The 19,468-nt window shown below is 66.6% G+C and carries 19 protein-coding genes; 5 read left to right on the forward strand and 14 right to left on the reverse strand.

Annotated elements, in window-relative coordinates; all coding sequences use genetic code 11:
* Positions 1-38 precede the first annotated feature (38 nt).
* The 5 genes from ACOQOP_RS09230 to ACOQOP_RS09250 form a co-directional block, all read right to left on the reverse strand.
* Positions 39-524 (reverse strand): ferritin-like domain-containing protein, encoded by a 486-nt coding sequence (locus ACOQOP_RS09230; RefSeq protein ID WP_420566035.1) that lies wholly within the window; start codon positions 522-524, stop codon positions 39-41.
* 135 nt (positions 525-659) lie between these two features.
* Positions 660-1,628 (reverse strand): NAD-dependent epimerase/dehydratase family protein, encoded by a 969-nt coding sequence (locus tag ACOQOP_RS09235; protein WP_420566036.1) that lies wholly within the window; start codon positions 1,626-1,628, stop codon positions 660-662.
* A gap of 5 nt (positions 1,629-1,633) precedes the next feature.
* A complete protein-coding gene (locus ACOQOP_RS09240; protein WP_420566037.1) occupies positions 1,634-2,209 on the reverse strand; it encodes a TetR/AcrR family transcriptional regulator in 576 nt (191 codons plus the stop codon).
* A 170-nt stretch (positions 2,210-2,379) separates the two neighbouring features.
* On the reverse strand, positions 2,380-3,927 hold the full coding sequence (gene guaA, locus ACOQOP_RS09245; RefSeq protein WP_420566038.1) for a glutamine-hydrolyzing GMP synthase: 1,548 nt from the start codon (positions 3,925-3,927) through the stop codon (positions 2,380-2,382).
* A 115-nt stretch (positions 3,928-4,042) separates the two neighbouring features.
* The gene (locus ACOQOP_RS09250) at positions 4,043-4,618 is read right to left on the reverse strand and encodes a GNAT family N-acetyltransferase (RefSeq protein ID WP_420566039.1); all 576 of its coding nucleotides are present in this window, start codon (positions 4,616-4,618) and stop codon (positions 4,043-4,045) included.
* A 207-nt stretch (positions 4,619-4,825) separates the two neighbouring features.
* Here ACOQOP_RS09250 and ACOQOP_RS09255 point away from each other — a divergent pair, with 207 nt between their 5' ends.
* The 4 genes from ACOQOP_RS09255 (at position 4,826) to ACOQOP_RS09270 (ending at position 7,842) form a co-directional block, all read left to right on the forward strand.
* Complete coding sequence (locus ACOQOP_RS09255; RefSeq protein WP_420566040.1) at positions 4,826-5,242, forward strand: DUF3830 family protein; 417 nt, start codon at positions 4,826-4,828, stop codon at positions 5,240-5,242.
* Positions 5,203-5,925 (forward strand): aspartate/glutamate racemase family protein, encoded by a 723-nt coding sequence (locus tag ACOQOP_RS09260; RefSeq protein WP_420566041.1) that lies wholly within the window; start codon positions 5,203-5,205, stop codon positions 5,923-5,925. Before ACOQOP_RS09255 ends, ACOQOP_RS09260 begins: the two co-directional genes overlap by 40 nt.
* Complete coding sequence (locus ACOQOP_RS09265) at positions 5,922-6,821, forward strand: allantoinase PuuE (RefSeq protein WP_420566042.1); 900 nt, start codon at positions 5,922-5,924, stop codon at positions 6,819-6,821. Before ACOQOP_RS09260 ends, ACOQOP_RS09265 begins: the two co-directional genes overlap by 4 nt.
* Positions 6,822-6,942: 121 nt before the next feature.
* Positions 6,943-7,842, forward strand: coding sequence for a PRC-barrel domain-containing protein (locus tag ACOQOP_RS09270; RefSeq protein ID WP_420566043.1), 900 nt, complete (start codon positions 6,943-6,945; stop codon positions 7,840-7,842).
* A 79-nt stretch (positions 7,843-7,921) separates the two neighbouring features.
* Here the strand turns inward: ACOQOP_RS09270 and ACOQOP_RS09275 are convergent, their stop codons facing one another.
* The 8 genes from ACOQOP_RS09275 to ACOQOP_RS09310 form a co-directional block, all read right to left on the reverse strand.
* A complete protein-coding gene (locus ACOQOP_RS09275; protein WP_420566044.1) occupies positions 7,922-9,226 on the reverse strand; it encodes a TRAP transporter large permease in 1,305 nt (434 codons plus the stop codon).
* Entirely contained in the window at positions 9,226-9,780 is a 555-nt protein-coding gene (locus ACOQOP_RS09280) for a TRAP transporter small permease (protein ID WP_420566045.1), read from the reverse strand. Before ACOQOP_RS09280 ends, ACOQOP_RS09275 begins: the two co-directional genes overlap by 1 nt.
* Before the next feature lie 79 nt (positions 9,781-9,859).
* The gene (locus ACOQOP_RS09285) at positions 9,860-10,840 is read right to left on the reverse strand and encodes a TRAP transporter substrate-binding protein (protein ID WP_420566046.1); all 981 of its coding nucleotides are present in this window, start codon (positions 10,838-10,840) and stop codon (positions 9,860-9,862) included.
* Between the two features lie 268 nt (positions 10,841-11,108).
* Positions 11,109-11,780 carry a hypothetical protein gene (locus tag ACOQOP_RS09290; protein ID WP_420566047.1) on the reverse strand — a complete coding sequence of 224 codons (672 nt, stop codon included), beginning with the start codon at positions 11,778-11,780 and terminating at the stop codon, positions 11,109-11,111.
* A 5-nt stretch (positions 11,781-11,785) separates the two neighbouring features.
* On the reverse strand, positions 11,786-12,037 hold the full coding sequence (locus ACOQOP_RS09295) for a hypothetical protein (RefSeq protein ID WP_420566048.1): 252 nt from the start codon (positions 12,035-12,037) through the stop codon (positions 11,786-11,788).
* A 211-nt stretch (positions 12,038-12,248) separates the two neighbouring features.
* The gene (locus ACOQOP_RS09300; protein ID WP_420566049.1) at positions 12,249-14,639 is read right to left on the reverse strand and encodes a transketolase; all 2,391 of its coding nucleotides are present in this window, start codon (positions 14,637-14,639) and stop codon (positions 12,249-12,251) included.
* Between the two features lie 73 nt (positions 14,640-14,712).
* Positions 14,713-16,044, reverse strand: coding sequence for an OmpP1/FadL family transporter (locus ACOQOP_RS09305; RefSeq protein ID WP_420566050.1), 1,332 nt, complete (start codon positions 16,042-16,044; stop codon positions 14,713-14,715).
* A gap of 107 nt (positions 16,045-16,151) precedes the next feature.
* Positions 16,152-17,990 carry an ABCB family ABC transporter ATP-binding protein/permease gene (locus ACOQOP_RS09310; protein WP_420566051.1) on the reverse strand — a complete coding sequence of 613 codons (1,839 nt, stop codon included), beginning with the start codon at positions 17,988-17,990 and terminating at the stop codon, positions 16,152-16,154.
* A gap of 111 nt (positions 17,991-18,101) precedes the next feature.
* Between ACOQOP_RS09310 and ACOQOP_RS09315 the strand changes: the two genes are divergently transcribed.
* A complete protein-coding gene (locus ACOQOP_RS09315) occupies positions 18,102-18,392 on the forward strand; it encodes a type II toxin-antitoxin system Phd/YefM family antitoxin (RefSeq protein WP_420566052.1) in 291 nt (96 codons plus the stop codon).
* Positions 18,393-18,395: 3 nt separating this feature from the next.
* On the opposite strand, the gene ltaE is transcribed toward ACOQOP_RS09315, so the two are convergent.
* A complete protein-coding gene (gene ltaE, locus ACOQOP_RS09320; protein WP_420566053.1) occupies positions 18,396-19,454 on the reverse strand; it encodes a low-specificity L-threonine aldolase in 1,059 nt (352 codons plus the stop codon).
* Positions 19,455-19,468 lie beyond the last annotated feature (14 nt).

The raw sequence follows: 19,468 nt of genomic DNA on the forward strand, positions 1-19,468 counted from the left end.
TCCTGGGCGGCCGGAGACGGCTGACCTGTCGTGCGCCATCATGCCGCCGCTCGGTTGACGATCTCCTCGGCGATGGCGGTCAGCTGCGCGTCCGCGCGCTTGGCTTCCTCCAGGGTGTCACTCAGCGCCTCGGTATCGGCGAGGTTCAGCTCCTTGGCCCAGCCCGCGAGGGAACCGTAGACGGCCATTCCGTAATGCAGGATGCGCTGAATCGAGGCGATCAGCGCGGCATCGCGCACGGTCGGGTTCGGGATGGTCGCAGCCCAGTCGCCGGCTTCGCGCAGGATCGCCTGCATCGATCCGTCGGTATGCGTATCGGCGGCGATGTCATGAACCTCTAGCAGACCCCAGACCCGCTCGCCGCGGATGAGGGCCGCCGACCGGTCGGCCGACAGGAACTCGCGCAACCGGTCATTGCCGGCCTTTTCGGCGAGGTCGGGCAAGGACGTCGCGAACTGCGCCTCGAAGGAACATGCCTCCTGCAATTCCATGAGATAAAGCGACTTCAGGTCGTCCGGCCGCATCGATGCACCTCCGCTCTGGATCCGACGCCGCCCGCGCCGGCGTCACACGCCAACGCGGTCGGCTTCCGTATCCCCAGAACAGTCAGCGTGCTGGAATGTTCCCGGCGGGATCGATGACGTGGGCAGCACTTACAGCTAACCCGCCCCGTAAGACGCCAGCCCCTCCAGACGCGAGACCTTGCCGAGGTAACCCAGATCACGCCGCGCGGCGCTGTCGTCGATCGTGAACTCGCGGCCGATCAATCGCACCATCGTTCGGGTCAGTGGGGGATCCTGATCCGAGCGCCTAAGTCTCGCGCCGAGTTCCATCATGCGCCCCATGAAGAACGCCATCCCATAGGGGACCGAACGCAGCTGGTCGATCGACAGCCCCTGCAGCTTCGCCAGTCCGTCGATGAAGGCGCGGAAGGTCGTGTTCTCGCGATCGCGAATGAAATAGGCCTTGCCGCCTTCTCCCCGATCAAGAGCACAGATCAGCGCTTCGGAGACGTTGTCGACATGGCAGGTGGAATAGGGATAGTCGCCGCGTGCAATGAAGGCGAACTGGCCCGACCGGATCGCATGCGGGATGTTGCGGCTGAAGGCGTCACCCGGCCCCCAGATTCCCGGCGGACGGATGGCAATCGTGCGGAAACCGGGCCGGTTGGCGGCAAGGACGCCGGCCTCGCTCGTCGCCTTGCTGGCGATGTAGGGTGAGAAACTGCGCGGAAAGGTCGGCGCACTCTCATCGGAATTGCGGATCGGTGAGCCGCGATCGTCCATGATCACGGCGGCAGCCGTCAGATAGATGAAAGACGAAGCGCCGGCGGCCTGTGCGGCCTTCAACAGAGCTTTCGTGCCGTCCACATTGACCTGGAAGTAAGGCGCGCGCGGACCGGCAAAGCGGAAGTGAGCGGCCAGATGGATGACCGCATCGACCGGCGGTATCGCCATGTCGCCGAGTGTGTTCAAGTCGCCGCGAACGGGCTCCGCGCCAAGCGCCCGCAGCTTGTCATCCGCCGAAGTGGAGCGCGCCATGGCGACCACGTCATGGCCTTCCGCTATGAGCTTGGGAACAAGGCGCGCGCCGAGAAAACCGGACGCGCCGGTCACCAGGATTTTCATAACCCCTACTCCGGTGAAAGTGACGTGCAGACGGCCCGCACGGCGCCATCGCGCAGGCGGATGACGGTGGCCGGATCGGGTGTTCCGATCCCGACACCAAGCTGGAGCGTGGCACTCAGGAACAACAGCGCGGCGGAATTGGCCGAGGCCCAGACAACCTGAACAGCCGCCTCTGGCGCGATCGCCAGTCGGCCGGCAGCCTCAATCTGCGCGATGCGGTGGCGCAGCATCGCCTGTCCCTCCCGGGCCGCGGGCAGATCGGCGCCGGAGAGGAACCGCGCCATCATCGCCGCGTAGAGCCGGGGGCGTGCGGCGGCGAACCCGACATAGTTGTCCCAGCCTTCGATCAGCGCCGCGACCGGGTCCGCCGACTGGATGGCCGACCGCTTCGACGACAGGAACTGTTCGAACGCTTCGGCGATGGCCGCGCTCAGCAGACCGTCGGCGCTCTGGAAATGGTGATAAAGCGTGGGCGCCTTTACTTTCGCGATGTCGCAGACCGCCCGCGTCGAGAAATGCGCCTCGCCCTCGTTCTCGATCAGCGTCAGAGCCGCCGCCACCAGTGCCGTTTTCGTGTCCATCCCTGAACTATAGCATCGCTATATCAACAGAGTCTATAGCACCGATATACTGGCCTGACTTGACGAACTCACCCGCCGCAATGCGTCAAGGACGATCTTTCGTCACCATGGGGCAATGCGGCGGCGAAACCGACCGCCGACACGGCGCTGTTGCCGCAGCTCGTATTACCTCACTCCCACTCGATCGTGCCCGGCGGCTTGGAGGTGATGTCGTAGGTTACCCGATTGATGCCGCGCACCTCGTTGATGATGCGGGTGGCGGTGCGGCCGAGGAAGTCGTGGGGGAACGGGTAATAGTCCGCCGTCATCCCGTCGCTCGACGTCACCGCCCGCAGGGCGCAGGCGTAGTCGTAGGTGCGAGCGTCCCCCATCACGCCGACGGTACGGACCGGCAGCAGCACGGCGAAGGCCTGCCAGATCTCGTCGTACAGGCCGGCCTTGCGGATCTCGTCGAGATAGATCGCGTCGGCCTTGCGCAGGATGTCGAGCTTCTCCCGGGTGATCGCGCCCGGCACGCGGATGGCGAGGCCGGGGCCCGGAAACGGGTGGCGGCCGACCAGGCTCTCCGGCAGGCCCAGCTCGCGGCCGAGTTCGCGGACCTCGTCCTTGAACAGCTCGCGCAGCGGCTCGACCAGCTCCAGCTTCATGTAGTCCGGCAGCCCGCCCACATTGTGGTGCGACTTGATGGTAACGGACGGGCCGCCGGTCGGCGACACGCTCTCGATCACGTCCGGGTACAGGGTGCCCTGGGCCAGGAACCGGGCGCCCTCGATCTTGTTGGCCTCTTCGTCGAACACGTCGATGAACAGGCGGCCGATGGTCTTGCGCTTGACCTCCGGGTCGTCGACGCCCTCCAACTCGCCCAGGAAGACGTCGCTGGCGTCGCGGGTGATCAGCGGGATGTTGTAGTGCTGGCGGAAAAGACGGTCGACCTCCTCGGCCTCGCCGGCCCGCAGCAGGCCGTGATCGACGAAAACGCAGGTGAGCTGGTCGCCGATCGCCTCGTGGATCAGCACGGCCGCCACCGAGCTGTCGACGCCACCGGACAACCCGCAGATCACCTTGCCGTCGCCGACCTGCTCGCGGATCTTGGCGATCGCCTGGTCCTTGTAGGCGGCCATGGTCCAGTCGCCCTTCAGGCCGACGACCTTATGGGTGAAGTTGCGCAGGAGCTGGCCGCCGCGCGGGGTATGCACCACCTCCGGGTGGAACAGCAGGCCGTAGATCCGCTTCTCCTCGTTGGCGAAGGAGGCGAAGGGGGCCGACGGGGTGGTGGCGACGGTCTTGAAGCCCGGCGGGACGGCGGCGATGCGGTCGCCATGGCTCATCCAGACCGGCTCGACCGTGCCAGGGGTGAACAGGCCGTCGAACAGCAGGCAGCTATCCTTGACCGTGATCTCGGCCCGGCCGAATTCCTGCTCGTCGCTTTTCTCGACAGTGCCGCCGAGCTGGTGGCACAGGAGCTGGGAGCCGTAGCAGATGCCGAGGATCGGCACGCCCATTTCGAAGACCAGATCCGGGGCGCGCGGCGCGTCCGCGCCATAGACCGAGGAGGGTCCACCCGACAGGATGATGCCGGCGGCGCCGAAGTCGCGGATCCGCTCGGGGTCGACGTTGAAGGGGAAGATCTCGCAGTAGACGCCGTTCTCGCGCACCCGGCGGGCGATCAGCTGTGTGACCTGGCTGCCGAAATCCAGGATAAGAACGCGATCGGTCATCGATGGCCCCCAGGCGCCGTGCTCAGGAAGCGCCGGAAGCTACTGCAAGCGCGAAGGTCCGGCAAGCGGCGGTTTGCCGTGCGAAGCGGCGGTGCGATCCGGCGATGGGGCGGAGCTAGCCCTGGGCGGTTTCGATGCGGCGCACCAGGACGGAAATATCGGCCCAGACATAGGGAGTCTGGTCGATCGGCGACCCGCTCACCACCGAGGGAACCGCCTCGCCGGGCGTCCCGCCGAGGGCCTCGTAGAACCGCCTTCCGTGATGGTTCGATTCCAGGGTGAGGATGGTCAGCGCGTCGAACCCGTCCGACTCGAGTCCCTGGGCCACATGGCCGAGCAGCGCGCGGCCGATGCCGAGCCCCTGGAAGTTCGGATCCACATAGAGGGCATAGACCTCGGCCATGCGGTCGTTCGCGCCGAGTGCCGCAGAGACCGCGCGGCGCCCGCCGCCGCCATGGCAGAACCCGACCACATCGCCATCGACCTCGGCGACCGACAGCCGCTCCGGCTCCTCCAGCCCTGCCACCAAGCGCGTCCAGCGCACGGCCGCCCGCATCTCGTCCAGCTCGATCAGCGCCTCGTCCGGCAGCATGCCGACATAGGCATCGCGCCAGGTTTCGATCTGCACGCGGGCCAGGCCGATGGCATCGGAAGTTTCCGAAGACCGGATGGAGACCGTGATCTGCTTCATGAGCTTCTCCCGAGCCGGTGGCGCCCCCTCCACATCGGGAAGTCTGACCCACCCTCTGTAGCGAGTCTACCGGTCGAAAGCTCACAAACCGTTAAGAGACGGCGCGGACCGGGCAGGAATGACGGCCGCCCGCGTCGGCCATCTTGCGGTGCGGCAACGGGCGCGGCAGGCTGTCGAAAGACCCGTCACAACTTCCGGATCCCGCCCATGCCGCGCGCCCTCACCGTCACCGCCGGACCCCTCACCTTCGACGCCCGGTTCGAGGAGGAGGCCGCGCCCAAGACCGTCGCCGCCTTCCGCGCGCAGATGCCCTTCGTCAGCAAGGCGGTGCATGTCCGCTGGAGCGGCGAAGGCGTGTGGCTGCCGCTCGGTGATCTGCAGTTCGGCGTCGGCTACGAGAACCACACCAGCTATCCCGCACCGGGCCAGATCCTGCTCTATCCGGGCGGCATCAGCGAGACCGAGATCCTGCTGGCCTATGGCGGCGTGCAGTTCGCCTCGAAGATGGCGCAGCTCGCGGGCAACCACTTCATCACCATCACCTCGGGCCTGGAGAACTTGGCCGAGCTCGGCCGGCTCTGCCTGTGGGAAGGCGCGCAGCCGATCACCTTCGAGGAGCGCTGACCCTGTCCCCCGCCGACGAGGGCTCCGGCCACCGTGTCCTGCTGCTGAACCCGAACAGCACGCGGGCCTCCACCGATCTGATGGGCGCCTTCGCGCAGGAGGCGCTCGGCCCCGACTGGACTGTGCGGTTGAAGACCAACGACGACGCCCCGCCGATCATCACCGACGTGGCGGGTGCGGAGCGGGCGGCGGCCTCGCTGCTGAAGCTGTTCCGCGACGGGCTCGATCCTTGCGAAGGGGTGATCCTGTCGGCGTTCCTCGATCCCGGCCTGGAGGACCTGCGGGCGCTGCTGGACGTCCCGGTCGTCGGCATCGCCGAGGCCGCCATGCGGGCGGCCGGGCGCTACGGACGCTTCGCCATTCTGTCGACCACCCCGGACCTGAACGAGCACCTGCGGGCGCTCGCCGTGGTCTATGGCGAGGGTGACCGGCTGGTCGACATCCTGCGGATCAAGGGCGACCCGTACAAGGTCATGGGCGACCCGGACCTGCTGATGGCGACCCTGCGCGAGATGCTGGAAGAGGCCACCCGGACCCTGGAGGTGGACGCGGTGGTCGTCGGCGGCGGACCGCTGGCCAAGGCGGCACGGGCCCTGGGCTCGGAGGCGAGCCTGCCGATCGTGGAACCGGTTCCGGCCGCAGCCCTCGCCTTGAAGGCGCTGATCGAGGCGGACGGCGCATGACCCGCGATCTGAAGGGCTATGGCGGCACCCCGCCGCATCCGCACTGGCCGGGCGACGCCCGCCTCGCCGTATCCTTCGTGGTCAATGTGGAGGAAGGGGCGGAACTGTCCGTCTCCCTCGGCGACGAGCGCAACGAGGCGGTCTACGAGATCGTCGAAGAGGTGGTCGGCGTCCCCGACCCCGCCAAGGACACCCATTTCGACTACGGCACCCGCGCCGGCTACTGGCGGATCATGGAGCTGTTCGACCGGTACGGGGCCAAGGCGCAGATGAACTGCTGCGCCCGCGCCCTCACCCTGTCGCCCTGGCTGGCCCGGGACATGGTCGCGCGTGGCCACGAGATCGCCTGCCACTCCTACCGATGGGAGCGGCACGCGAATATGGACGAGGATCAAGAGCGTGCGGTCATCGCCCGCTGCGTGAAGGAGATCCGCGCCGCCGCCGGGGTGCGTCCGGTCGGCTGGCACACCCGCTCGGCCTCCAGCCCGAACACCCGGCGCCTGCTGGTCGAGGAAGGCGGGTTCCTCTACGACAGCGACCATTACGGCGACGACCTGCCGATGATCCTCACGGTCGGGGGCCGGCCGCACGTGATCCTGCCCTACGCCTTCGACACCAACGACATGCGGTTCCAGCGCGCGGGCGGCTTCCATTTCGCCGAGGATTTCGCGCGCTACTGCTGCGACGCCATCGACTGGCTGTGGGAGGAAGGCCGCACCGCGCCGAAGATGCTCTCCATCGGCCTGCACCTGCGGATCATCGGCCGCCCGGGCCGCATCGCCGGGCTCGCCCGGGTGCTCGAGCATATCGCGGCAAAGGGCGGCATCTGGATCGCCCGGCGCGACGAGATCGCCCGGCATTGGCGCGCGCTCAACGGCTTGCCCGACGTCCCGTAACAGCGCACGGCAAACGCGTAACTTGCGTCAGTGATGGCAGCAAAGGCCCGGAACTCGGCGTCTTAGTCCCCGTTCGTCAACCATGCGGTCACCAAGCCGCCCCACGAACTGAGGGATGAAAATGTTCAAGAAGTTGCTCGCCACCACCGCCCTCGTCGCACTGATGTCGGGCCCGGCGATCGCAGCGTCGACCGACGCTGAGACCACCATGCGGTTCAACTCCGTCGATACGATTGGCGCGAAGCAGGTGCGCGGTTATCTGGCCTCGAACCTGATGGGCCACTCGGTCTATGCCTCCGCCGCCGAAGATGCCGAGCGGATCGGCGAGATCGACGACGCCATCGTCGGCGAGGACGGCTCGATCAAGGCCGTGATCATCGGTGTCGGTGGTTTCCTCGGCATGGGCGAGAAGAACGTCGCGGTCGACTTCAACCGGCTCTCCTTCGAGAAGACCGGCGACGGCGACGAGTTCCGTCTGGTCTCCGCCCTGACGAAGGAAGAGCTGGAGAAGGCCGGCGCCTATGAGGCCCCGGAGCGCACTGGCTCGGCCGACGAGAAGATGCCGGTGACCAAGGAGTCGACGGCCAACAATGTGCCCGCGACCTCGACCGTCGCCACCGTGGACAAGGAGGCGACCACCACCGCCACGGAGCCGAAGAACACCCGCGAGTCCTTCATGGAGGGCCGCACCAAGCTCAGCTCCGAGAAGCTGGAGGCCGAGACCCTGAGCGGCGCCTGGGCCTATGACAGCAAGTACAACCATATCGGCGAGGTCGGCGAGGTGCTGATGACGGCCGACGGCAAGATCGACGCCATGGTAATCGATGTCGGCGGCTTCCTCGGCCTCGGCGAAAAGCCGGTGGCGATGGCCTTCAAGGAGGTCGAGCTCTACCGCAACGAGTCCGACGAGACCGCCGTGATCGTTCCCTATACCGAGGAACAGCTCGATACGGCGACCGCCTACGACGCCGACACCTATGCCGACAAGTCCGAGGGCATGCTGCTGACCCCGATGAACTGATCGGCACATTCCTTAGGATGCAGAAAGGCCCGCGCTTCGGCGCGGGCCTTTTTCATGGTTCCGATCGCGCGTCGCAGCGCTACTTGCTGAGCATCAACTGCACCGGCCCGAGAACGATCTCCGGCACCAGGGTGATGATCAGGATGCCGAGCAGCATCAGCGCGAAGAACGGCATCGCCGCCTTGGTCACCTTCAGGATGTCCCTGCCCGTCATGCCTTGAAGGACGAACAGGTTGAACCCGACCGGTGGGGTGATCTGCGCCATCTCCACCACGATGACGGTGAAGATGCCGAACCACAGAAGGTCGATCCCCGCCTTCTGCACCATCGGCAGCACCACCGCGGCCGTCAGTACCATCATCGACACGCCGTCGAGGAAGCAGCCGAGGAAGATGTAGAGCACCGTCAGCAGGGCGATCAGCGCGAAGGGCGAGAGGTTCCAGGCGTCCACATAGCCGGCCAGCACCCGCGGCACGCCGGTGAAGCCCATGGCGATCGACAGGAAGGCCGCCCCCGCCAGGATGAACGCGATCATGCAGGAGGTCCGCACCGCCCCCATCAGGCTCTCCATGAAAGAGGCCCAGGTGAGCGAGCGGGTCACCGCTGCCAGGACCAGGGCGCCGATCACACCGATGGTCGCCGCCTCGGTCGGGGTCGCGAACCCGCCGTAGATCGAGCCGAGCACGACGAAGATCAGCCCCATGACCGGGATCAGGAAGCGCGAGGCCCAGAGCTTCTCACCGAAGCTCAGATGCCGGTCCGGCTTCGGCGCCAGGCTGGGGTTGAGGGACGAGCGGATCGCCACATAGGTCATGAAGATCGCGATGATCATGATGCCCGGCACGATGCCGGCGATGAACAGCCGCGAAATGGAAACCTGGGCGACCACGCCGTAGACGATCAGCATGATCGACGGCGGGATCAGCAGACCGAGGGTGCCGGACCCGGCGAGCGTGCCGATGGCCAGCCCCTCGTCGTAGCCGCGCTTGCGCAGCTCCGGCATCGACATCCGGCCGACCGTGGCGCAGGTGACGGCACTGGAACCGGCGACCGCGGCCATGACGCCGCAGCCCAGGATGTTGACGTGCAGCAGCCCGCCCGGCAGGCGCGAAGTCCAGGGCGCCAGCCCGGTGAACATGTCCGACGACAACCTTGTGCGGAACAGGATCTCACCCATCCACACGAACAGCGGCAGCGCGGTCAGCGCCCAGTTCCAGCTCGCGTCCCACACGGTGCTGGCCAGCAGGGTTCCGGCCGGTGCCGGCGAGAACACGCCGAGCGCCACATAGCCGACCGCGATCAGGGTCGGCGCGACCCACAGCCCGGAGGCCAGCAGCGCCAGCAGCAGGACGAACAGGATGAGCGAGATGACTCCGGCGTCCATCAGCCGCGCTCCCGATCCAGAACGGCGGGGGTGTCGTCATGGGCCTCATAGGCCGGCATGTCGTTCTCCACGTAACTCGGCGTCTTGCCCAGGGCGACGCAGACGATCTCGTCGATCAGGGCGATCAGCAGGATCAGCGAGCCGACCGCCATGGCGGAGCGCGGGATCCAGAACGGAATGGCCAGAAGGCCCGGGCTGATGTCGTTGAACTTGAACGAGAAATAGACGAGGTCGAAGGACCAGTAGGTCATCAGGCCCATGATCGCGATGAACACCGCGAGGCTCCACAGATGGACCAGTCGGTCGGCCAGCCCCGTCGCCAGCCGGGTGACCAGGGTCACGCGGATATGGGCGCCGTGGCGGAAGGTGTAGGCCAGGCCGAGGAACGTCGAAGCGGCCAGGCAGAAGCCGGCGCTTTCGGTGGAGTCCACGACGATGAGCTTGGGGAAGAAACGGGCGACGACCTGGGCGATGATCGTCAGGGCGATCCCGACGAGAAAGATCGCCGACAGATACCCGCTCCACAGATAGAGCCGGTCGAGTGCTTGGCGCATGGCGCGCGTCCTGCTGGTGGGTTGCCGGATAAAAGAAAAGCCGCCGGTCCCAAGCGGGAGCCGGCGGCGGCGGTCTGCCTTACTGCAGGGCCAGGTAGCGGTCGAGGATCGCGGAGGCCTCAGGGCTCGCGTCTTTCCGCCAAGTCTCCATCATCTTCAGGCCGATGGTCTTCATCTTCTCGATGACGGCCGGGGGAGCGCTGGCGGTCGCCATGCCGTTCTCCTCCAGGGTCTTCATCTGCGCGGCGGTGGTCTGCGCGCTCATCTCCCAGCCACGCAGCTCGGCCTTCTCGGCGGCCTTCAGGATGGCCATCTGCTCCTCGACCGGAAGGGCCGAGAAGAACGACTCGTTCACCACCACGGCGTTCTTCGAGAAGATCGCGCCGGCATAGGTGAAGTTGGAGGTGTTGTCCCAGGCCTGGATGTCGATACCGGTCTGCGGGCTGGTGAACAGCGCCTCGATCAGGCCGGTGGAAAAGGCCTGCGGGATTTCCGCAAAGGGCAGGATGGTGGCGTCGAAGCCGAGCATCTGGCCCATTTCCTGGGTGGCGGTGGAGTAGATGCGCAGCTTCTTGCCGGAGAAGTCCTCGACGCTGGTCACCGGGAACTTCGTGTAGAAGCCCTGACCCGGCCACGGGGTGTAGTACAGGATCCGCAGGCCCTGCTCGGCGAAGATCTTGTCGAAGTATTCCTTCTGCAGGTCCTTCAGCAGCCAGGCCTCGGTGTAGTCGGCGGCGATGAAGGGCAGGCCGGCGAGGACGTACATCGGGTCCTCGTTGCCATAGACGCCGAGGCGGATCTCGCCGATCGGAATCTGACCGCGCTGCAGCGCCGTCTTGATAGCGTCGAGCTTGATCAGCGTGTCATTGGAGTTGAGCTGAATCTTCACCGAGGTGGTGGCCTCCACATCCTCGATGAACTTCTTGATGTTCTGGGTGTGGAAATTGCTGTCCGGATAGCCGGACGCCATGATCCACTCCGCCGCCGAGGCCGTGCCGGCCGTCAGGGCGATGGAGGCGCCGACCACCGCCGACATCACCGTTTTCCTCAAGATCCCCATGGTTCTCTCTCCTGAATGTCCATGCTCCCGACCTTTGGGCCGGGCGTTCCGTTGCGTCATGCGGTTAGGTCTCTCCCTTCCCCTGGTGCCGGAAGCGGCAACGCGGGAGAGCGCACAGGCGCATTTCGCAACTGCAAAAACGGGACCAGGGCGCCGACCGGCGGCTTCCGGTCGATCACGATCTGTCCGGTGGGCACGCGTCCGCCTCCCGTGCTTACGGATTGGCCATCGCGTGCCTCATATCCGGGCACTCAATCGGGAGGAGAGGTCAGTAGTCCGGCGTAAAATCGGTGATCGGACAGTCCGGCAGGACGTCCTCGATCGTCTCGCCCAGGTCGATCTTCATATGGGTGGAGATCACGTGGGTCAGTCCGTCGCCGTCGGAGAACGGCAGGTCGAGGCCCAGCACCTTGATATGGGCGAGCCCGTGCTGGGACAGGAAGCCGCAGGCCAGGCCGATGAAGGGCGCGCGGTCCATCTCCGCGAAATACTGGATCTCGGTCATCCGCCAGAGATCCGGGTTGGAGGACAGCTCACCGAGGGTCCGGTTGGTGTAGTCCACCCGCCACCACTCCACCAGCTTCACGCCCCATAGGGTGAAGCGGAGGTTGAAGGGTTCCCGCTCGACCTTGGCGATGAAGATGCGGCCGAGCCAGTCGGCGAAATCCTCGAACTGGAAATCGTCGCGCCGCGGCAGGGTCTCGCCGGGGCGGATCCGGAACCGCCACTGGGCCACCAGGCCGCGGAACGGGCCGAACCGCATGAAATCCGTGTCGATCGGGCACATGGTGTAGCGCCATTCGACCGGCGTGCTGCTCTCCTTGGCGACCGCACCGAAGGTCGCGCGCCCCGGCTCGGTGCGGATATCTTCCCCGCTGCTCTGCCCGTCGCCCGTCGGGCGGAACCCCGGGTTCGTCAGACGTTCAGATCGATCGGCCACGTGTCCTAATCCCCGTTCCAGACCGGTCGGGCCGGATGGGCTTGGTTGCGCTGCCTCCGGCGGCGCTCCGGAGGCATGGCCCACAGGATCGACCGGTCCGCTCCATGGCATGTGAGCATCTGCCGGAAGCCCGTCTCGACCATGAAGGCCCAGGTGGTGTCAAGTTTCCGCGCGGCCAACGCCCGAAGGAACGCGGCGCGGCCGTCATCCCGCCGGCGACGCGAGCGGCGGAAGATCCGGGTCGATCGGTCGGTCATGGCGCCCTCCTCGCGGGGTGCGGTGCGAACCAGAATACCGGCTCCCCATTGCAGCGCCGCGCCCGTCCGAGAGCAAGCGGAGAGTTGCGCCCTCCCCTGACTCGCTGCCCCCGCTCTCACCGTCGTCTGACGCAAGTCAGGACCATTCACCGGCCCCGCAAGCGGCTTGATCCTGATTTGCATCAGGATGACGGTGGGGGCGGTGTAGCGCCTACCGCCCCAGGCACGCCGTCGCGGCCATATCCACGATGGACGCCGTGTCGATGCCGTAATGGGCGTAGACGTCCGGAATGTCGCCCGACTGGCCGAACCCGGTCACGCCCAGCGGATAGACCCGCCGGCCGGTCGCCGAGCCGAGCCAGCTCAGGGTGGCAGGATGCCCGTCCTGGGCCGTCACCAGGGAGGCACCCGGCGCCAGCTTCGACAGCACCTTCTCCACATGGCTCGACCCCGGCCCGCTGCCGTTGCGGCCCCGCAGGCTCTTCTGCCAGCCGTGATACAGCCGGTCGACCGACGGCACCGCCAGGACGCCCAGGCCCGGGATGTCGTCGGCCATCTCCTCGTAGGCCGCCATGACCTCCGGCGCCACCGCTCCGGTATAGACCAGCGCCAGCTCCGCGTCCGGCCCCGGCTCCACCTGCCAGTAGGCGCCGGCCAGGATGTCGGCGATGGCGTCGTCATCCAGCTTGCGGTCCGGTTGCTCCAGGGAGCGGGTGGACAGGCGCAGATAGACCGAGCCCCCCTTCTCTGCCTGCATGTACTCGAAGCCCCAGCGCATGATCTGCGCCAGCTCGTCGGCATAGGCCGGCTCGAAGCTGGTCAGGCCGGGCTGGCCGAGGCCGATCAGCGGCGTGGAGATCGACTGGTGCGCCCCGCCCTCCGGCGCCAGGGTCACGCCCGAGGGCGTGGCGACCAGCATGAAGCGGGCGTCCTGGTAGCAGGCGTAGTTCAGCGCATCGAGGCCGCGGGCGATGAACGGGTCGTACAGCGTGCCGACCGGCAGCAGCCGTGTGCCGAACAGCGGCCCGGACAGGCCCAGCGACGCCAGCAGGATGAAGAGGTTGTTCTCGGCGATGCCCAGTTCCATGTGCTGGCCGCCACCGTGGCGCATCCACTTCTGCGCGGAGGCGACCTGCTCCTGGCGGAACACGTCGTTGCGCACGTCGAGGGAGAAGATGCCGCGCTGGTTCACCCAGGCACCGAGGTTGGTCGACACCGTCACGTCCGGCGAGGTGGTCACGATGCGCGAGGCCAGGGCCGAGTTGCCGCGCGACAGCTCGTGCAGCACTGAGCCGAAGGCCATCTGGGTGGAGATCGTCTTCTGGCCGCGGATCGGCAGGACCGAGGGGATCTCCACCTTGTCGGCCTTGTGGATCCGCGAGCCGGGCGCGTTGAAGTCCACCACCTGCACGAATTCGCGCAGGGTGTTCTCGTCGACCCCGGCGCGGGCGAACGGCTCCCACTCCTCGCCGTCCTCGATGCCGTGATCGGCCTTGAACCGGGCCATCTGGTCGGGGGTCATCAGGCCAGCGTGGTTGTCCTTATGCCCGGCCAGCGGCGTGTTGTAGCCCTTGACCGTATAGGCGATGAAGCAGCGCGGCCGGTCGTCGTTGACGCCGTGGAACGCCTCCAGCACCGCTTCCATATCCTGGCCGGCCAGGTTGGTCATCAGCTTGTGCAGCTCGACGTCGTCGTGATCCTCCAGGATCGCCTTGATGCCGGTGACGCCGCGCAGATCCTTCTTCAGGTGGTCGCGCCACACGCCCGGCTCCCCTGCCCCGCCCTTGAAGGTCAGGGCCGAGTAAAGGTCGTTCGGACATTCGTCGATCCAGTTGCGCAGGGTGTCGCCGCCGGGCTGGGCGAAGACCCGCTCCAGCCGCTTGCCGTATTTCAGCATGACGACTTCCCAGTCCACCGTACCGAAGAACTGGCGGATCTTCTGGAACAATCCGTCGGACACCACGCCGTCCAGGCTCTGGCGGTTGTAGTCGATCACCCACCACAGGTTCCGGACGTCGTATTTCCAGCCCTCCAGCATCGCCTCGTAGACGTTACCCTCGTCGAGTTCGGCATCGCCGACCAGGGCGACCATGCGGCCCGGGGCCTCGCCCGCGCGCTCCGGGTCCTGGACCAGGTGCTGCATGCGCACGTAGTCCTGCACCATGGAGGAGAACAGCGTCATCGCCACGCCAAGCCCGACCGAGCCGGTGGAGAAGTCGACCTCGTCGGCATCCTTGGTGCGCGACGGGTATGACTGGGCGCCGCCATAGCCGCGGAAGCGCTGAAGCTGGTCCACCGACTGGCGGCCCATCATGTACTGGATGGCGTGGAAGACGGGGCTGGCATGGGGCTTCACGGCGACCCGGTCCTGCGGACGTAGCACGTCGAAATACAGCGCGCTCATGATGGTGTTCAGCGAGGCGCAGGACGCCTGGTGGCCGCCGACCTTGAGCCCGTCGCGGCTGTCCCGGATATGATTGGCGTTGTGGATCGTCCACATCGCCAGCCAGAGCACCTTGCGCTCGAGCGCCGTCATGATCTCGAGCTTCTGGGGATCAATGAGACCGCCGCCGGGGACCGCGTTTGCTGCCCGCTTCGCCATGTCGTTGCCTTTCCACCGGTTGACGCCCCCGTTCTAGCACGGCGGGCGGCTCCGTCGATGTCGGGAAGTTGCCTTAGAAGCGCAAAGTCGCTCCGAGGGTGAGGATGTCAATAGACCCCTCGTAGGTGCCGCGCAGGGTTCCGGCGGCCGCACTGGACTGATCGAGGGAGGAACTGTCGACGAAGATATGGGTGTAGCCGGCCGAGAGCATCCAGCGTTCGTCCACCTGGTAGTCGGCGCCGAACGCCACCCAATATCGGTCGTTGTCCGGGATTCGCGGCGTGCGGAAGTTGTCGTCGACCGGGCTCTGGTCGTAGGCGACGCCGGTGCGCAGGGTCCAGTTCTCGGTAGGACGCCAGGTGGCGCCGACCGAGACGAAGAAGGTGTCGTTCCAGTTCTCCGGCGTCACGCTGTCCGGCTGGGCCGGATTGCCGAAGGAGAATCGCAGCTCGTCGAACCGGCTCCAGGCGGTCCAGACCACGTCGCCCATCACCGCGAACTCGTCGGTCACGTCGTGATGCAGGCTGACCCCGATGATCTCCGGCAGGGTGACCGTGCCCGACACAGTGGTGTCGGTGAAGGCGCCGCTGGAGGTCAGGACGCTGGCGTTTGCCGGTACGTCGAAATCGGCGTCGCCCTGCATGGTGACCTTGCTCTGGCTGCGCCAGGACAGGCCGATGCGCGTTCCCTTGACCGGCTCGTAGAGCAGGCCGGCCGTGAAGCCCATGGACCAGTCGTCGCCGGACACGTCGATCTTGCCGTCGGCCTGCTGCGGCAGGGCGCCCAGGGCGGAACAGGTGCCGAGTCCGAGCGCGCCGACACAGAGCGTGCCGAAATCGATGGCGTTGGTCAGCCGCGTCTGAGCATGGGAGACGAAGGGCCCGCCGCCGATGCTGAGCCGGTCGCTGAGCTTGAGGGACGCGACCCCGGCGACCGAGACCGTCTCCAGATCCGAGGTGATCGCATGATACCGGCCTGCCCAGCCGTCGTCGTAGGAGGTCCGCAGGCCGAACGGCACGTTGATGGCGAGGCCGACATTCACATGGTCGTTCACCGGGGCCACCAGATAGGCGCTGGGGACCACCGCCGGGCTCGCCGCGTTGCCGCCGTCGCCGCCGGAGATCGCTCCGCCGGTGCCGTCGGTCGCCGAGGCGATGTCGAGATAGGCGTTCGGGTTGATCAGCGAAACGCCGGCCTGGGCCTGGGGCGTGTCGAACAGGGCGATGCCGGCCGGGTTGTAGAACATGATGGACGCGTCATCGCCGGACGACCCGGCACCGGCGAAGGCATTGCCGAGCTTGCTGGTGCTCTGCTCCTTGAGCTGGAACCCGGAGGCCCGGGCGGTATCGGCCGAGGCCAGCATCAGTCCAGCCGCGCCATACGCGGCCATCACAGCCACCCGCATTCCACTCCCCTCCCTCGTCGTCCGGGACCTTACTCCCGCTCATTACGGGGAAGTTTAGGCCAAGCGTCATGAAAGTGAAGTATCCCGCAGCAGCCGCCACATGCGGTTCAGCCGGCCACCACAACCTCCTCGGCCGTGGCCGGTGCCGCCTCGTCGTCGCGGCTCTCGAGCTGCCGGCGCCACATGGCGGCATAGGCGCCGTCGCGGGCGAGCAGATCGCCGTGGCGTCCGCGTTCGACGATGCGACCCGCCTCAAGCACCAGGATCTGGTCGGCATCGACGATGGTCGACAGCCGATGGGCGATGACCAGGGTGGTGCGGCCGCGCGATACCTCGCGCAGGCTCTGCTGGATCGCCCGTTCGGTATGGCTGTCGAGGGCGGAGGTCGCCTCGTCGAACACGTAGATCCGCGGCTCCTTCAGGATCGTGCGGGCGATCGCGACCCGCTGCTTCTCGCCGCCCGAGAGTTTCAGGCCGCGCTCGCCCACCGCCGTCTGGTAGCCGTCCGGCAGGCCCATGATGAAGTCGTGAATGCTGGCGTGGCGCGCGGCGGCCTCCACCTCCGACGGGGTAGCGCCGGGCCGGCCATAGGCGATGTTGTAGTAGATGGTGTCGTTGAACAGCACGGTGTCCTGGGGAACGATGCCAAGCGCCGCGCGCACGCTCTGCTGGGTGACGTCACGGATATCCTCGCCGTCGATCCGCACCGCACCGCCGGTGACGTCGTAGAAGCGGAACAGCAGGCGCGAGATCGTCGACTTGCCGGCTCCGCTCGGCCCGACGATGGCGACGGTCTGGCCGGGCTCGACCGCGAAGGAGATGCCCTGCAGGATCGGCCGGTCCTCGCGATAGGCGAAACGCACATCCTCGAACGTGACCCGCCCAGGTCCCTGAGCCAGCGGTGACGCATCGGGCCTGTCCGCCACCTCGCGCTTGACGTCGAGCAGCCGGAACATCGCCTCCATATCGGCCAGCGACTGCTTCATCTCGCGATAGACGAAGCCCAGGAAGTTCAGCGGGATGAAAAGCTGGAGCAGATAAGTGTTCACCATCACGAAGTCGCCGACGGTCATCGCCCCCGACTTCACGCCGAAACCGGCCATCGACATCAGCGCCACCAGCCCGCCGGCGATGATGAAGCCCTGGCCGACGTTGAGCAGCGACAGCGAGCTGCGCGACGCCACCGCCGCGTCCTCGTAGCGCCGCAGTGAGCCGTCATAGCGCTCTGCCTCGTGGCTCTCGTTGCCGAAATACTTGACGGTCTCGAAGTTCAGCAGGCTGTCGATGGCGCGGGTGTTGGCGGTCTGGTCCTGCTCGTTCATCTGCCGGCGGAACTTCAGCCGCCACTCGGTGACGATCATGGTGAAGGCGATATAGCCGCCGATCGTCACGAAGGTGACCACCGCATACCAGACGTCGAAGAAATACCAGAGGATGCCGCAGACCAGGGCGATCTCGATCAGCGTCGGCAGGATGCTGAACAGCATGAACGAGAGCAGGAACTCGATGCCCTTCACCCCGCGCTCGATCGCCCGGGACAGACCGCCAGTCTGCCGGTCCAGGTGGAAGCGTAGGGACAGGCTGTGCAGATGCCCGAAGGTCTTCAGCGCGACGGTGCGGATCGCCCGCTGTGCCACCCGGGCGAAGAAGAACTCGCGGAACTCTCCGAACGCCTGCTGGGCAACCCGCAGCAGGCCGTAGCCGATGATGATCCCGACCAGGGCGGTGATCACGAAGTCGGAGCCGCCGGAGATCAGGTCGACCGCCTGCTTGTAGAGGATCGGCACATAGACCGTGGCGATCTTGGCGAGGATCAGGCAGATCAGCGCCGCCACCACCCGCGCCCGGATTGCCGTCTGGCCGACTGGCCAAAGATACGGCATCAGCGTGCGAATGGTGTTCCAGTCGCCCTTGGCGGCGGGGCGGCTATCGGATCTGGGGGACATAGAGGCTCCGGTTTGCGATCGCCCTGCCCATATGGGGCATCGTCACCGGAGAGGCCAGGACTGTTTTCCCAAAATCTTCGGAATAAGCACTCCTGCTCCGCAGGAGCGGTCATGAGACATGTCGAAATCTACGAAGCTAAAGCCCATTTCGCTCAACTGCTTAAAGCTGTTGAACGGGGGAAAACGATCATTGTGACCCGACGTGGCAAACCCATCGCCCATATCGTTCCGGCGCCGACCGACCGGCGAGAGAAAGCGAAGGAGGCGGTTGCCAAGATCCGCGCCCTTCGGAAAGGTCTGGGTCTTGCCGGTTTGACGCTGAAAGAGCTGATCGACGAAGGTCGCGGTAACCGCCAGGCAGCCGAGGCGCTCAATTTCCCCGTGCTGCCTAGCCAAGTTTAAGCCTCAGCGCTTGGCGTAGAACGTCTTCACCGCCTCGACGATCCGGTCGACATCCTCGGCCGAGATGTCCAGGTGGGTGACCACGCGGATCTTCGCCGGGCGCGGAGAGCCGAGCACGATGCCCTGGTCCTTCAGGAAGGCGCGAAGCGGCTCCACATCCTCGGCCCTGGGCTCGATGAACAGCATGTTGGTGTCGATATCGTCCACATCGACCTTCAGCGGCCCCACCTCGGCCAGACCCTCGGCCAGGCGCCTGGCATTGGCGTGGTCCTCGGCCAGGCGGTCGACATGGTGCTCCAGGGCGTGCAGTCCGGCCGCGGCCAGGATGCCGGCCTGGCGCATGCCGCCGCCCAGCATCTTGCGCAGGCGCCGGGCCCGCTTGATGTAATCGGCCGGGCCGCTCAGCACCGAGCCGACCGGCGCGCCGAGGCCCTTGGACAGGCAGAGCGACACCGTATCGATCTTCGCCACCATGTCCTTGGCCTTCAGCCCCTGCTTGACCGCCGCGTTCATCAGCCGGGCACCGTCGATATGCACCATAAGGCCGCGCGAATGGGCGGCATCGGCAAGGGCGTCGATCCGGTCCTGGGCCTGCACATGGCCGGCGACCGTGTTTTCCAGGGAGAGCAGCTTGGTGATCGGCTTGTGGACGTCGTCCGGCTTGATCGCGTCCAGGACCTGCTGCGGCTCGAGCCCGCCGCTGGCATCGGTGCGCAGCGGATAGGCGGCGACGCTGCCGAGCACGGCGGTGCCCATCGCCTCGTACTGGAACACATGATAGCTGTCGCCGATGAGGAACTCCTCGCCGCGCTGGCAATGGGCGAGCACGCCCAGCAGGTTGGACTGGGTGCCGGAGGAGACATAGAGCGCCGCCTCCTTGCCCATGATGCCGGCGACCTTCGCCTCCAGGGCCAGGACGGAGGGGTCCTCGCCGAACACATCGTCGCCGACATCCGCCTTGGCCATCGCCTCGCGCATCGCCGGGGTCGGCTGCGTGACCGTGTCGCTGCGCAGGTCCAGGGTGCGGTTCGCGGGGACCGGGCGGAGGGCGGCGGCTGTCATGGGGAAGGCTCCTG

The organism is Thalassobaculum sp. (genome assembly GCF_965223715.1).
Taxonomy (GTDB): Bacteria; Pseudomonadota; Alphaproteobacteria; order Thalassobaculales; family Thalassobaculaceae; genus Thalassobaculum.